Annotated in this window: 11 protein-coding genes; 6 read left to right on the top strand and 5 right to left on the bottom strand. The window is 63.6% G+C overall.

Annotated features, from left to right (window positions below):
* Positions 1-31: 31 nt before the first annotated feature.
* Positions 32-1,489: a catalase gene (locus tag WBA38_RS06195; RefSeq protein WP_424294241.1), complete on the top strand. Its 1,458-nt coding sequence runs from the start codon at positions 32-34 to the stop codon at positions 1,487-1,489.
* 52 nt (positions 1,490-1,541) lie between these two features.
* Positions 1,542-3,377 (top strand): thiamine pyrophosphate-requiring protein, encoded by a 1,836-nt coding sequence (locus WBA38_RS06190; RefSeq protein ID WP_424294242.1) that lies wholly within the window; start codon positions 1,542-1,544, stop codon positions 3,375-3,377.
* A 28-nt stretch (positions 3,378-3,405) separates the two neighbouring features.
* On the opposite strand, the gene WBA38_RS06185 is transcribed toward WBA38_RS06190, so the two are convergent.
* Both WBA38_RS06185 and WBA38_RS06180 read right to left on the bottom strand, forming a co-directional pair.
* On the bottom strand, positions 3,406-4,902 hold the full coding sequence (locus tag WBA38_RS06185) for a glutamate-cysteine ligase family protein (RefSeq protein WP_424322316.1): 1,497 nt from the start codon (positions 4,900-4,902) through the stop codon (positions 3,406-3,408).
* A 171-nt stretch (positions 4,903-5,073) separates the two neighbouring features.
* Positions 5,074-8,466: a pyruvate carboxylase gene (locus tag WBA38_RS06180; protein ID WP_424322315.1), complete on the bottom strand. Its 3,393-nt coding sequence runs from the start codon at positions 8,464-8,466 to the stop codon at positions 5,074-5,076.
* A gap of 220 nt (positions 8,467-8,686) precedes the next feature.
* Here WBA38_RS06180 and WBA38_RS06175 point away from each other — a divergent pair, with 220 nt between their 5' ends.
* Positions 8,687-9,358, top strand: a complete 672-nt coding sequence (locus tag WBA38_RS06175; RefSeq protein ID WP_424322314.1) for a 4-oxalocrotonate decarboxylase — start codon at positions 8,687-8,689, stop codon at positions 9,356-9,358.
* A 24-nt stretch (positions 9,359-9,382) separates the two neighbouring features.
* On the opposite strand, the gene WBA38_RS06170 is transcribed toward WBA38_RS06175, so the two are convergent.
* Positions 9,383-10,051 carry a PadR family transcriptional regulator gene (locus tag WBA38_RS06170; protein WP_424322313.1) on the bottom strand — a complete coding sequence of 223 codons (669 nt, stop codon included), beginning with the start codon at positions 10,049-10,051 and terminating at the stop codon, positions 9,383-9,385.
* Positions 10,052-10,089: 38 nt separating this feature from the next.
* Positions 10,090-10,893: an IclR family transcriptional regulator gene (locus WBA38_RS06165; RefSeq protein WP_424322312.1), complete on the bottom strand. Its 804-nt coding sequence runs from the start codon at positions 10,891-10,893 to the stop codon at positions 10,090-10,092.
* Positions 10,894-10,974: 81 nt separating this feature from the next.
* Between WBA38_RS06165 and WBA38_RS06160 the strand changes: the two genes are divergently transcribed.
* The 3 genes from WBA38_RS06160 to dmpG are packed head-to-tail and all read left to right on the top strand — an operon-like array spanning position 10,975 to position 13,792.
* Positions 10,975-11,787, top strand: a complete 813-nt coding sequence (locus WBA38_RS06160; protein WP_424294248.1) for a 2-keto-4-pentenoate hydratase — start codon at positions 10,975-10,977, stop codon at positions 11,785-11,787.
* Positions 11,784-12,767, top strand: a complete 984-nt coding sequence (locus WBA38_RS06155; RefSeq protein WP_424294249.1) for an acetaldehyde dehydrogenase (acetylating) — start codon at positions 11,784-11,786, stop codon at positions 12,765-12,767. The genes WBA38_RS06160 and WBA38_RS06155 overlap by 4 nt, the downstream gene beginning before the upstream one ends.
* Positions 12,764-13,792, top strand: a complete 1,029-nt coding sequence (gene dmpG / locus WBA38_RS06150; protein WP_424294250.1) for a 4-hydroxy-2-oxovalerate aldolase — start codon at positions 12,764-12,766, stop codon at positions 13,790-13,792. Before WBA38_RS06155 ends, dmpG begins: the two co-directional genes overlap by 4 nt.
* A 102-nt stretch (positions 13,793-13,894) precedes the next feature.
* Here dmpG and coaE read toward each other — a convergent pair whose 3' ends face one another.
* On the bottom strand, positions 13,895-14,827 hold the full coding sequence (gene coaE, locus WBA38_RS06145) for a dephospho-CoA kinase (RefSeq protein ID WP_424322311.1): 933 nt from the start codon (positions 14,825-14,827) through the stop codon (positions 13,895-13,897).
* Positions 14,828-14,975 lie beyond the last annotated feature (148 nt).

The following is a 14,975-nucleotide window of genomic DNA, read 5'->3' as shown; positions in this document are numbered from 1 at the left end:
CTATCCGGATGGCAGACAACCGAGGAGAACGATGACTGACAACAACTTCACGACAGACGATGCCGGAGTCCCGGTGTACAGCGACGAACTTTCCTTGACGGTCGGTAGGGACGGCCCAATCTTGCTGCAGGATCACTACCTGATCGAGAAGATGGCGCAGTTCAACCGAGAGCGGGTGCCTGAGCGTCAACCGCATGCGAAGGGCGGCGGCGCATTCGGCCGGTTCGAGGTCACCAACGATGTCAGCGCCTATACCAAGGCAGACTTGTTCCAGCCAGGGAAGGTGACCGAGACACTGGTTCGATTCAGCACTGTCGCGGGCGAGCGTGGCAGCCCCGACACCTGGCGCGACCCCCGTGGCTTTGCCGTCAAGTTTTACACCGAGCAAGGCAACTTCGACATGGTCGGCAACAACACGCCGGTCTTCTTCATGCGAGACCCGATGAAGTTCCAAGACTTCATCCGCTCGCAGAAACGCCGAGCGGACAACAACCTTCGCGATCACGATATGCAGTGGGACTTCTGGACCCTGTCCCCGGAGTCCGCCCACCAGGTCACGTGGCTGATGGGTGATCGCGGGATACCGCGCTCCTGGCGACATATGAACGGGTATTCCAGTCACACCTACATGTGGGTGAACGCAGGCGGGGAACGGTTCTGGGTCAAGTACCACTTCAAGACCGACCAGGGTGTCGAGTGCCTTACCCAAGAAGAGGCAGACCGTTTGGCCTCCGAGGACGGCGACTACCACGTGCGCGACCTCTGGCAGGCGATCGAGCACGGGGACGCGCCGAGCTGGACGCTGAAGATGCAGATTATGCCTTTCGAGGACGCGGCGGAATATCGGTTTAACCCGTTCGACCTGACAAAGGTCTGGCCGCATGCGGACTACCCGCTGATCGAGGTCGGCAAGATGACTCTCGATCGCAATCCGGACGACTATCACACGCAGATTGAGCAGGCGGCTTTCGAGCCCAGCAGCATGGTGCCGGGCACGGGCCCGAGCCCGGACAAGATGCTGCTCGGGCGGCTATTCGCCTATCCGGACTCCCATCGCCATCGCATCGGCGCCAACTACAAGGAGTTGCCGGTCAACACTCCGCGCGCGACAACGGTGCGGTCATACTCCAAGGATGGCGCGATGCGCCACCAAAATCCGGGTGACCCGGTCTACGTGCCCAACTCCAAAGGCGGGCCGCACGCGGATCCCGCCGTCGCTGGTGAACCGGCAGGCTGGCAGTCCGGCGGCGAGATGGTGCGGGAGGCGTACTCGCTGCATGAGCAGGACGACGATTGGGGCCAGGCGGGGACGCTGGTCCGTGACGTGCTCGACGACGCTGGCCGGCAGCGACTCGCGGACAACATCGCCGGGCATCTGTTGGCCGGGGTGACAGAGCCGGTGCTGGCGCGCGCGTTCGACTACTGGAAGCACGTCGATGCCGAACTTGGCACCAAGGTAGAGGCGCTGGTGCGAGCCGAACAAAAGTAGTAAGTAGAGGGGCCAGCCGACTGGCGCAGGTGTCCTACGAAGGGTGAATCCGATGGCAACTGTCAGCGATTTTGTGATCCAAAGGGTGAGAGAATGGGGCGTCAGTCGGGTTTTCGCCTATCCAGGAGATGGCATTGGCGAGTTCGACGGCGCACTCGAGAAGGCCGGGCGCGCGGGTGAAGGATTGAAATATGTGCGCCCGACGCATGAGGAGATCTGCTCGCTCATGGCGACAGCGCACGCCAAGTTCACCGGCGAGATCGGCGTGTGCATTGCCACCTCGAGCCCAGGCGTATTCCACCTACTCAACGGGTTGTACGACGCGCAGATGGACAACCAACCGGTGGTGGCCATCGTCGGGCAGCAGGGGGTGAACGCGCTGGGCACGTTCACGCAGCAGGTAAGCAACATAGAACGCGTCGTGGCGGACGTCGCGCTGTATGCGCAGACTATCGTCTCTCCGGAACAGGCGCAGGCCGTCGTGGACACGGCGTTCCGGACGGCACGCGTGCGGCTCGGGCCGACGGTGGTCATCATTCCCCACGACGTGCAGGGGATGAAAATGCCTGAGCTGATCCCGACGAACTGGGTCTCGCGCTCAAGTGCCGTTGCGCCGTCCATCTCGATCATCCCGCCGCAGGTCGAGATCCTGAAGGCCGCCGCCATCATCAACGCTGGCAGCAAGGTCACTTTCATCGTCGGCCACGGCGCGAACGGCGCGACCGACGAGGTGGTGAAGGCCGCCGAGCTGTGCGGTGCCGGCGTCATCACCGCGCTGCGCGCCAAGCAGGTCGTGCCCTCCGACGTGCCGTACCACTCCCAGCAGCTGGGGCTGCTCGGTTCCAGGCCGAGTCTGCATCAGATGAGCGGCTGCGACACTCTCGTGTTCCTGGGTACCAACTACCCCTACAGCCAATTCCTGCCGGCCAGCGGACAGGCGCGGGCCATCCAAGTGGACCTCAAGCCGGAGCAGATGGGCTTGCGCTATCCCACCGAGCTCAACCTCTGGGGTGATGTGAAGGCGACCCTGGCCGCCCTGATCCCGCATCTCGAACAGAAGACCGACCTGTCGTGGCAGAGCACGGTCGCAGACGAGATGGTCGAATGGGAGAACGAGATGGAGGCCCAGGCAATGCTGACCTATCCGGACGGCGTTAACCCGCGGCGGGTCTACCATGAACTCAACAAGCGGCTTCCGCCGCGCGCCATCGTCACCGCCGACGCCGGAACGACCGCGGACTGGTACGGCCACCACATCCGGTTTCGCCGCGGCATGATGGGCGATCTGTCTGGGCGGCTCGCGAGCATGCTCGCAGCCATGCCGTACGCGGTCGCGGCGAAGTTCGCGTACTCAGACCGGTCGGTCATCTGCACGATTGGTGATGGAGCGTTCCAGATGCTCGGCCTGAACGAGCTCATCACCATCAAGAAGTACATGACGGAGTGGGACAATCCGCAGCTGATCATCATGGTGCTGCACAACAACGACCTCACCCAAGTGTCGTGGGAGATGCGCACGCAGGACGCCAACCCGGTGTGGTCCACTGCGCAGGACGTCGAATCCGTCGATTACGCCGGGTGGGCAGAACTGCTCGGCTTCACCGGAATTCGCGTCGAGCACGACGACGATGTGGCCGCAGCATGGGACACCGCGTTCGCCACCCGTGGTGTCACCGTCATCGACGCGTACACCAGCAAGAACGTGCCGCCGCTCCCGCCGCACATCGCCTTCGAGTTCGCGAAGAACACCGGTGAGGCGCTGCTTAAGGGCGACCCGGAGGAGTTGGATGTCATCCGGGACTCGGCGAAGGCACTCGCGTCCGAGGGCCTTGCGCGGGTGAAGGACAAGCTCCACATCGGCCGGGAGCACGACAGGAAGAACGACTGAGGCGCGGCGATCCGGCCGTTGACGCGGCCTATGTTGGCCAGGTGTGCACGGGCTCGCCCTCTCCCATCAGGGTGAGGTAGTCATGGAGCATCTCGGTGAGCGCCTGTTTTCGAGATGCGCCCGCGTCTTCCCGTGCACGCACCGCGTCCCGCTGCCATCGCGCACCGTTTCTCTCTGCGGCACACCGTTGCTCGATGATGCCGAGATATCGTTCGCGCACTGGGCTATCCACGCCAAAGGAGGCGAGGCCGGCGTGCGCGATCGGCAGCAGCCGATGCAGCACCAGAGCGCTAGGCCCCACAGAGCCCACGCCCGGCCAATGCAGCCGTGCGTCGAATCCGCCGCGCGCAGCCGCGGTGAGGTTCTCGCTCGCCATGTCGAAGTCCATCTGCGACCACAGCGGCCGATCCGAGTCGACTAGCCCACGCACCAGCCCGTAGTAAAACGCCGCGTCGGCGAGGGTATCGACCACAGACGGGCACGCCGGTAACACTCGATTCTCTAGGCGCAGATGGTGTCCACCGTCGGCGGTGTCGTAGACGGGGCGGTTCCATCGGTAGATGGTGCCGTTGTGCATCTGGAGTTCGGCCAAGCGTGGAGTTCCACCCGCAGCGAGGACCTCTAGCGGGTTTTCGTCGCTGCACACGGGCAACAATGCCGTGAAGTAGCGCGAGTTCTCCTCGAATAGATCGAAGACCGAGGTGATCCACCGTTCCCCGAACCAGACTCGCGGCCGCACTCCCTGGTTGACAAGCTCTGGCGGACGAATGTCGGTGGACTGCTCGAACAGGGGCATACGCGTCTCATGCCAGAGGGCGCGGCCGAATAGGAAGGGGGAGTTGGCACCGACGGCAACTTGCACCGCGCTGATCGCCTGCGCGGCATTCCAATGGGCGGCGAACTGGTCGGGTGGTACCTGTAGGTGCAACTGCAGTGACGTGCAGGCGGCCTCGGGCGCGATGGTCTCGAAGCTGGTATCCAGCTGCTCTGGCGCGCTCCAATTTGAAAGTGGCATGCCGGTGATGTGCAGTTCGATACCCTCTCCGCGGGCGTTGACCATCTGCTCGTTGAGCAGCCCGTAGCGGGGGTCGTCGGAAATCGCCTTGCGTGTCAGGTGTTCCTCGCGCAGCGTCGGAAGGATGCCAATCATCGCCAATTCATGTCCCGACGTCCGGGCGTGGCCGGACGCCGAATTCAACACGCCGCGCAGGCTCGATTCGAACTTAAGTAGGTGCTGGCCGCGCAGCGGGTGCGGGGGCATGTTGATCTCAATATTGAACTGCCCGAGCTCGGATTGGAATGTGTCGTCATCGACTGCCTCCAGCACTTGCGAGTTCGCCATCGCCGGCTCGGCATCAGAATCGACAAGGTTCAGCTCGACTTCGATGCCGATCTTGGGCTCGGCGACATCAAATTCATCTTGTGCCAGCATCTGGGCGAGCGCTTCCAGACAGCGATTCACCCGCTCCCGAAAGCGCGATCGATCTTGGCGTGTGAAGTAGTGGCGTGAGACGTCCTCGCCCATTTTCAGAGCCCCCTCATCTAGTCGATTTCTAGTCAGCTCGTGGTAGTGCCCCGACTCCGAACTCGGAGGACACTGTCACCGGATGCTGCGGGCGCAATCGCCGCCGCTTCGGTTACCTCCATTGCCGCCTGGCGGATGGTGCTGAGGATGCGGGTGAGAGCGAACCCGAACCTACCTGCTTGGCGTGATAGCGATCAGCAGGTCGCCGTTCTCCACTTGCGCGACTTCCGGCACAGCGACGCGGGAGACGGTGCCGCCGACCGGCGTGGTGATGGCAGCTTCCATCTTCATGGCCTCGATATGGGCGATGGCGTCGCCCGCAGCAACCTCATCGCCTTCGGCCACGGTCAGCGTCACGACGCCAGCAAACGGTGCAGGCACCTGGCCGGGCACATTCGGATCGGCCTTCTCGGCGCGCGGGCGCGCGTCCTCGATCGACCGGTCGCGAACGCGGACCGGGCGAAGTTGTCCATTCATCCAGAACATCACGGTGCGCATACCGCGCTCGTCGGCCTCCGAAATTGATTCCAGCACCAACAGCATGGTGACGCCGGGCGAAAACTGCACGTTGTGCTCGGTGCCGTGGACCAGTCCGTACAGGAACTCGCGAGTACCGATCACCGACGTATCGCCAAATAGCCTGCAGTGGTCATTGAAGTCGCGGGTGGGACCAGGAAACAACAACCGGGACAACGTGTTTCGGCGGGTCTCCGGCTCGCCGGCGAGACCAGCGTGGTCATCCTCCGACAGTGGCGTCAACGGGGGGACTACCGCGGGTGCCCCGCCGAGTGCCTTGGTGCGCAGCGGTTCCGGCCAACCACCGGCAGGGGTTCCGAGTTCGCCGCGGAAGAATCCGGTGACCGATGCCGGAAGGTCGACGACGCGTGGATCGGCCGCGAACTGCTCGGCGGAAATTCCCGAGCCAACCAACGCTAGTGCCAGATCGCCAACGACCTTCGACGACGGCGTCACCTTGATGAGCCTGCCCAGCGCGTGGTCGACACCAGCGTAAGCGTCTTCGATGTCCTCGAACCGATCGGCGAGCCCCAGCGCCTTGGCTTGGGCGCGCAAATTCGACAGTTGGCCACCGGGGATTTCGTGCGTGTACACGCGGCCCGTCGGTGCCGGAATCCCCGCCTCAAACGGGTGATACAAACCGCGCATCGACTCCCAGTACGGCTCCAGGTCGCAGACAGCGTCGAGGCTGATTCCGGTGTCGCGATCAGTGTGCGCGGTCGCAGCAACGACGGCGGCCATCGACGGCTGGCTGGTGCCGCCCGACATCGGGCCTGCCGCGACGTCGACGGCATCCGCACCGGCCGCCCATGCGGCCAGATAGGTCGAGAGTTGGCCGCCAGCGGTGTCGTGCGTGTGCACGTGAACGGGCAGATCGAACCGTGAACGCAAGGCAGTGACCAGCGTGGTTGCCGCCGGAGCGCGCATCAAGCCAGCCATGTCCTTAATTGCCAGGATGTGGGCACCCGCTTCGACAGCCTGATCCGCGAGCCGCAAGTAATAGTCGAGCGTGTACAGATTCTCTGCGGGATTCGACAGGTCCCCGGTATAGCAAAGGGCTACTTCAGCGACGGCGCTCCCCGTCTCGCGGACGGCTTCGATGGCCGGACGCATCTGCTCGACGTCGTTGAGGGCATCGAAAATTCGGAAGATGTCGATACCCGACGCGGCAGCCTCCGCAACGAAGGCATCCGTGACTTCCGTCGGATACGGGGTGTAGCCCACCGTATTGCGGCCGCGCAGCAGCATCTGCAAGCAGATATTAGGCACTGCCTCGCGGAGCTTCGCGAGCCGATCCCACGGATCCTCATGTAAGAAGCGAAGGGCGACGTCGTAGGTGGCACCGCCCCAGGCCTCAATCGAAAACAGGTTGGGCAGGCTGCTTGCCACGTGGCCAGCGACAGCCGTGAGATCCTTGGTACGAACGCGCGTGGCGAGCAGTGACTGGTGGGCATCGCGGAATGTGGTGTCGGTGATCGCGAGGGCCGACTGCGCGCGCAAATCTGCGGCAAATGCTTGCGGACCCAATTCCAACAGGCGCTGCCGAGAGCCGCTCGACACCGGCTCCTTGCTGAGTGGGGGCAGCTTGGTGATCGGATCGACACCGCTCGGTGCCCGACCATGCGGGGCATTCACCGTGACATCAGCCAGATAGCTCAGGAGTCGGGTGCCGCGGTCGGCGGACGCGTGAGCATTGAGCAACTCCGGATGCTCAGCAAGGAACCCCGTATCGACGGCACCCGCGCGGAACGTCGGATTGTCGAGCACCGCCTTCAGGAACGGAATGTTTGTGGTGACGCCGCGAATGCGGAACTCTTTCAACGCACGACGGGCCCGGGCCAACGCCATTTCCCGATTGGAGCCTCGGCACGTGAGCTTGACCAGCATGGAGTCGAAGTAGGCCCCCACCTCGGCACCGACGGTAGTGCCGCCGTCGAGCCTAATTCCGGCACCACCCGGCGACCGGTACGCGGTGACCAGTCCGGTGTCGGGGCGGAACCCATTGGCCGGATCCTCGGTCGTGATGCGGTACTGCATCGCGAATCCGTGGATGGAAATGGTGTCCTGCGTGAGGCCTAGGTCGGCCAGCTTGGCACCCGCAGCCACCTGCAACTGGGTCTGAACCAGATCAACATCGGTGACTTCTTCGGTCACGGTGTGCTCCACCTGGATGCGCGGGTTCATCTCGATGAATACGTACTCGCCGCGGCGATCGAGGAGGAATTCGACGGTTCCGGCGAGGGTGTAGCCAATATGGCGCGCGTAAGTGATGGCGTCGGCGCACATGCGGTCACGCAAGTCTGCCGGGAGATCGGGGGCGGGCGCTTGCTCGATGACCTTCTGGTGGCGTCGCTGAACGGAACAGTCGCGCTCGTAGAGGTGGACCACCTCACCGGAGGCATCGCCGAATACCTGTACCTCGATGTGGCGTGGCGCGGTCACCGCCTGTTCGATGTACACGGCACCGTCGCCGAACGCCGATTCGGCCTCGCGGGAAGCTTCCTGCAGCGCAGAGCCCAATTGGCGCGGATCGTCGACGCGACGCATACCGCGACCACCTCCGCCGGAGACGGCCTTTACGAACACCGGGAATGTCATTTCCAGGCCGGCGGCCAGCAGGGCAGCGGGGTCGGTGGAGGGTTCGGTCGATGCCAGTACCGGCAACCCGGCTGCCTTGGCCTCGGCTATGGCCCGAGACTTGTTACCGGTCAGCTGAAGTACCTCGGCGGACGGTCCGACGAAGGTAATGCCGGCTTCCTCGCAGGCGCGAGCGAGATCGGGGTTCTCCGACAGGAAGCCGTAGCCGGGATAGATGGCGTCGGCGCCAGATTCGCGGGCAACCCGGAGAATCTCGTCGACATCGAGGTAGGCGCGCACGGGATGACCGGGCTCACCGATCTGGTAGGCCTCGTCAGCCTTGAAGCGATGCGCGGAGTTGCGGTCTTCGTGAGGGTAGACGGCGACGGTGGCGATACCGAGTTCAACTGCTGCGCGCAGGGCGCGGATAGCGATCTCTCCGCGGTTGGCGACCAGAATCTTGTTGAACATTTCACGGCTCCTTAAATCGAAAGCGCAACAACCTCGACGGGCACAATCTCGACGGGCACAGTCCCTGGGGCGCAAACCCCGCCACTTAAAGCCCGCGCGTGTTTGCCTATCGTTCCAGGGATGGTGCCGTGTTGCTTGCAGAACCGCGGCCTCGGCCTGGGGCGGTTGCTCCTTACCCGGCGATTTGAACAATTGAGTGGCAGGTATCACAGTGGGGGCAATGACTTCCCTCAACGAACACGAGATTCGGGCCCTGGCCATCGTGCTGGATGCGGCCCAACGCGGATGCGCCGAGACGCCGAGTATCGCCTCCGACGATCGGGTGCGTGCGGTATTCGACGACGCTGCCGCCTACCGCGTTCAAGAGGCGCTGGTGAACCGCCGCGCCATGCGGGGGGAACGCGTGGTGGGCGTCGTCGGGCGTGCGGGGATGGTTGGTCGAGTCACGGACGCGATGGCGATTGACGACGGTGGGGCAGTGGCTTCGCTCTCCAGATTCATCAGTCCGCAGGTGGAACCTGCAGTGGCGTACCGGCTTTCGACCACGACCGCATCCTCGATCGACGAAGTTTCCGCAGTCGCGGTGGCCCTGATCGTCACGGACTCGCGGTACGGCTCACGGTTCGCGACCAACGCCGACGCGATCGCCGATAATGCGTCGCTAGCTGGATTCGCCATCGGTGAGTGGGTACCTGCGGAAGATGGGGAGTTGGGGATGCGGTCCCGAGAACTCATTGGGGTCCTTGATCGATGCCGCAGTCATGGAATCGATCTCGCCGCTGACATGATTGTCCTCGTCGCCGACGTTGGCGCTCAATCGGCGATCGTCGACCGCACTGCCAACTGCACCGTTGACGGACTCGGAACGGTGATTGCCAGATTCGAGGCCTAAGCTTCGAGGCCAATGAATTGGGGTCTAGATGTCGCCGCTGCGCCAGACCCCTTGCTCACGCAGAACGGGATTGCCGAACCGGTCGACGGGATCGGCTTCGGCATAGATTTCGGTGGCGCGGTCGATCTGAGTGAGAAGGTCGTGGGCGAGGTCGATCTCGTTCTGGAAGTACTTTTGCGACCATTCCAGGCTCATCACGGTGTACGCCCAGGCTGGCTCGTTACTGGCCAACTTTCCGCGCCGAACAGTCTGATCGCGCAGGTCTTCCAAATTGGCGATGTGCGTACGAACGAGTTGCTTGAGGTGCTCGGGGTCGTTGAGATGGCCCATCCACAGTCGCAGCATGAGACCGTGCTTGAGGACGGGCTGTTCGACCGGTGCATCGCGAGACCAGTTGCGCGCCGCACGTGTTCCGGCTTCGGTGATTTGGTATACGCGCCGACCACGTTCGCCAGGCTCAGAAACGACCTCCGACGTGACGAAGCCGGCCTTCTCGAGCTTCTTCAACTCGGCATAGATCTGGCTCACCGAGGGGCTCCAGTAGAAGTAGCCGATGCTCCAGTCGGCCCACTTCTTCAAGTCGTAACCGGTGAGCCCTTCGCCCAGGGTGAGCATGCCGAGGACAGCCCAGCTGGTGGCGGGGAGTTGCGGATAGCTTTCCGCGCTGTCGGAGGCGGCCTCGGTTGCGGACATATCCGCAACATTAACAATCGTTCTGGTCGTGGACGGGCTTAACGCAGGGCGCGACGTCGGTCGAGTGTTGACCCGATGCCGGTGGCTGCAGCTCGGACGGCGTCAGCGTGTGCTTCGGGCCGGTAGCGAGCTAGTGGCCCGGTCACACTGATCGCGGCGACGACGGAGTTGTCACCGACGTCGAGGATGGGCGCTGCGACGCAGGCGATTCCGGGTGCCGACTCCTCGTATTCGAAGGCGACACCCTTCTCCCTGATCGTATGCAACTGTCGAGACAGGATGCCTGGGGCGACGATGGTGCGCGGCGTCCGGCGCTCGAGGGGGCCCGCGAGAACCTCGGCCTGCAAGCTCGGATCACTGTGGGCCAGAAGGGCTTTCCCGATTCCCGTGCAGTGCAGCGGCATACGACCGCCGGTACGTGACGGAGCCGACGCCTGTCGATGACCACCGATTTTCGCGACGTACACCACCTCGTGGCCATCGATAACGCCAAGGTGGACGGTCTCATGGGTGCGGGCGTAGAGATCTTGAAGGAAAGGCATGGCGATCTCAAGCAGGCTCCGCTCCACCGACGCCAACATGCCGAGCTCAAAAAGGCCGCCGGACAGTCGGTAGCCGCCGTCGGTGCGATCGAGCAGTCGAACGCCGACAAGCTCACCGGCGAGACGATGCAGCGTCGCCTTGTGGAGTCCGGTTCGACGGACCAATTCGGCGAGCGTGAGTTCAGCGTCGTCAACGGTGAATGCGCGCAGTATTGTCACAACTTTGCCGACGACCGTATCCAGGTCGACGATCGCAGAATCCGAGGTCAACGGCGGTCGTGGAGGCGTGGCGCGGGACATGGGGCAAGTTTACGTGGGTTCGTCTCGCTCAGTGAGACGCCAGGCTTCTCACTTGATCGTTGAGCGGTGAGCATAGTGAACATGACCGACAACTCTGATCGCGATGCCGCCGAAGCGCAGGCGGCCCAGCGGCTACTGACCGCGCTGCAGACCCGCGAGGCCTGCGCCCCAGTTCGTGAATTCATCGGACCCACTGACCTTCCGGCCGCCTACCGCGTCCAGGAACGACTCACCGCCGGCCGCGTCGCCGGGGGTGCCACGATCATCGGGCGCAAGATTGGCCTGACGTCCGAGGCCGTTCAGGAGCAGATGGGTGTCGACCAACCCGACTTCGGTGTGCTGTTCGACGATATGGCCTACGACAACGGTGAATTGGTTCCGATGGACCGTTTGCTACAGCCGAAAGCCGAAGCTGAGATCGCCTTTGTCTTGAAGGCCGATCTCGCTGACGGACCACTCGACGTCGCGCAGATCCGCGATGCCATCGACTACGGTGTCCCGGCCATCGAGGTTTGCGACAGCCGGATCAAGAACTGGGATATCGCTTTTGCTGACACGGTCGCCGACAATGCGTCGTCCGGCGTATACGTTCTCGGCACCGTCCACAAAACTCTCGACGAGTTCAACCCGGTCGAGACCGGCATGTCCATGCTGATCAACGGCGAGGAAGTGTCGACCGGAAACGGTGCGGCCTGCCTCGGTGATCCGCTCAACGCTGTGGCGTGGTTGGCGAAGGCCGCCCGCGACTTCGGCGAACCCCTGCGCGCAGGCCAGGTCATCCTGTCCGGTGCGCTCGGCCCCATGCGTCCTATCGAATCCGGTGACGAGGTTGTCGTTGAGATCTCGGGCCTCGGATCGGTGAATGCTCGTTTTAGTGAAGGGAACCCCCAATGAGTTCTACCGACTCAAATAAGACCAAGGTCGCCATCATCGGTTCGGGCAACATCGGTACCGATCTGATGATTAAGGTGATCCGCACGTCCAAGTACCTGGAAATGGGTGCGATGGTCGGCATCGACCCTGACTCCGACGGCTTGGCCCGCGCCAAGCGTCTCGGCGTCCCGACCACCCACGAGGGTGTCGAGGGCCTCGTCAAGCTGCCGAACTTCGACGAGATCGAGATCGTTTTCGACGCGACTTCGGCTGGCGCGCACAAGCACAATGCGTCGATCCTGGAACCGCTCGGCAAGCGCATGGTTGACCTGACGCCCGCCGCGATCGGCCCCTACGTGGTGCCCGCCGTCAACATTGACGATCACCTCGACGCCCAGAACGTGAACATGGTGACCTGCGGTGGCCAGGCCACCATCCCGATCGTCGCCGCTGTTTCCCGCGTGGCACCGGTCGCTTACGCCGAGATTGTCGCGTCGATCGCCTCCAAGTCGGCGGGTCCCGGCACCCGCGCCAACATCGACGAGTTCACCGAGACCACCTCGGAAGCCATCAAGCAGGTTGGCGGTGCCCGCAACGGCAAGGCCATCATCATCCTGAACCCGGCCGAGCCGCCGCTGATCATGCGCGACACCGTGTATGCGCTGGTCGACGCCCCCGACCTGGACACCCAGGATCAGATCCGCAATTCGGTCGAGAAGATGGTTGCCGATGTGTCGGCGTACGTCCCCGGCTACCGCCTGAAGCAGAAGGTGCAGATCAACGAGATCGCGCCCGACGCCACCGTCGGCACCCTGATGACCGAAGAGCCGGAATCGGCTCCGACGCACCAGGTTTCGGTGTTCCTCGAAGTGGAGGGCGCTGCCCACTACCTGCCCGCCTACGCAGGCAACCTCGACATCATGACCTCCGCAGGCCTGCAGTACGCCGAGCGGATCGCGGCGCTGAAGGCCAACAGCGCAGAAGAAGGAGCAACGGCATGAGCCACAAGATCTTCGTTCAGGACGTCACCCTGCGTGACGGCATGCACGCCCTCCGCCACCAGATCAGCACCGACGATGTGAAGCGCATCGTTTCGGCGCTCGACGAAGCTGGTGTTGACGCCATTGAGGTCGCACACGGTGACGGACTGGCCGGCGGTTCGGTCAACTACGGTCCCGGTTCCAACACCGACTGGGAGTGGATCGAAGCTGCGGCGAGCGTGCTGAAGAACGCTCGCCTCACCACGCTGCTTCTGCCGGGCGTCGGCACCGTCGAAGAGCTGAAGCACGCTTGGGACCTCGGTGTCCGCTCGGTCCGCATCGCCACGCACTGCACCGAGGCTGACGTCTCCGCACAGCACATCGCCGCCGCACGCGAAATTGGCATGGACGTGTCGGGCTTCCTGATGCTGTCGCACATGTCGACCCCGGAGAAGCTGGCCGAGCAGGCCAAGCTGATGGAATCGTACGGCGCCAACTGCGTCTACATCACCGACTCGGGCGGCCGCCTGACGATGAACGACGTCGTGGCCCGGGTGAAGGCGTACCGCGGTGCGCTGAAGCCGGAAACCGAGATCGGTATCCACGCTCACGAGAACCTGTCGCTGTCGGTCGCGAACTCGGTGGTCGCCGTGGAGAACGGCGTGTACCGCGTCGATGCTTCGCTCGCCGGTCACGGTGCCGGTGCAGGCAACTGCCCGATCGAGCCCTTCGTTGCGGTTGCGAACCTGTCGGGCTTCGAGCACCGCTGCGACCTCAACAAGCTGGAAGATGCCGCTGACGACATCGTTCGCCCGCTGCAGGACCGTCCGGTCCGCGTGGACCGTGAGACCCTCACCCTGGGCTACGCCGGTGTGTACTCGTCGTTCTTGCGTCACGCCGAGACCGCAGCTAAGCGCTACGACCTCGACGTCCGCGACATCCTGACCGAGTGCGGCGAGCGTCGCCTGGTTGGTGGCCAGGAAGACATGATTGTCGACATCGCCCTCAACCTCGTTGCCGAGCGCGACGGCGAGGAAGTCGCATAGCGACCAGTTATCTCAAGAGAAATGCGCTGGGACTCTACGAGTCTCAGCGCATTTCTCGTTGTGGACCTGCAGCCTATTGCGTCAGGTGATGGGGCCGGAAACCTAAGCGCGCACGTGCACTCGCACGTGGCGACCGGGGTCGGCGCTGGCGTGAAGGCGTTCGTCGTGCGTCGACGACACCAGTGGGAAACCGCCCTTCGCGAGCGCCTCGGCCAACGAATCGGCAACGCTGAAGTCGGAGACCGTAACGGCAATGTCGACGACGGGCGCCGCGGCTTGTCCCACCACCGAAGTCGGTCCCTCATGGACCACCGCCGACGCATTTCCGCCGACCAGTGCCCAAATGCGGTTCACGACGCGCTGCCCCAAAGCGGCCCACTCGGGGTCGTAGGAGACGACGTCTGTCGGCATTGGCGCCGCGGTCCCGGAAGCAACGTTGTCGCGGAACGGGATCAGGCGCTCGTCCCAAGCCGCGACGGCCTGTGCCGCCAACGCTTCCGGCGCCCCCGAGTTTTCAAGCCACAGATCGGCAACGGCGCGGCGCTGCTCGTCTGTTGCCTGCGCGGCGATGCGCGATCGCGCGTCGTCTACGTCCATGCCGCGTAGATTGACCAGGCGATCGAGTCGCACGTCGGCGTCGGTATGAACCACGGCCACCAGGTGATAGAACGGCGCCATATGGCCTTCCACCAGCAACGGAACGTCGTGCAAGATGATTGATCCCGTTGGGGCGGCGTCGGTCAGTTCTTGGGTGCGAGCACCGATCAGGGGATGAGTTATCGAGTTCAACAGCTTGCGACTGTCGTCGTCAGCGAAGGCCCGCGCTGCTAACGACGGGCGGTCAAGAGCGCCCGCTTCGTCGAGGATCTCTGGTCCGAATGCTTCCACAAGTTGGGCTAGACCAGGTGTCCCCGGTTCGACGACTTCCCGCGCAATTTTATCGGCATCGACGTGATAAGCGCCCCGCTCAATGAAGGTTTTCGCGACGGTCGATTTACCGGCTCCAATGCCGCCGGTCAGGCCCACTCTGATCACGACATCCAGTGTGTCAGACCTTGCGGCGCAGCCTGATCGGGGCACAGAACTTACGCGACACGAGCAGTCCCGACTCCTGCGTCGCAGGCCCCGGCGTCCGTTCTCGCATGATGCGTTGATTCCCGCACTATGTCAGACATAGTGCGGG

This window comes from Gordonia sp. (in: high G+C Gram-positive bacteria), from assembly GCF_049647785.1.
Classification (GTDB): Bacteria; Actinomycetota; Actinomycetes; order Mycobacteriales; family Mycobacteriaceae; genus Gordonia.
The sequence above is the reverse complement of the archived record's forward strand: the minus strand, read 5'-3'. Positions and strand labels throughout refer to the sequence as shown.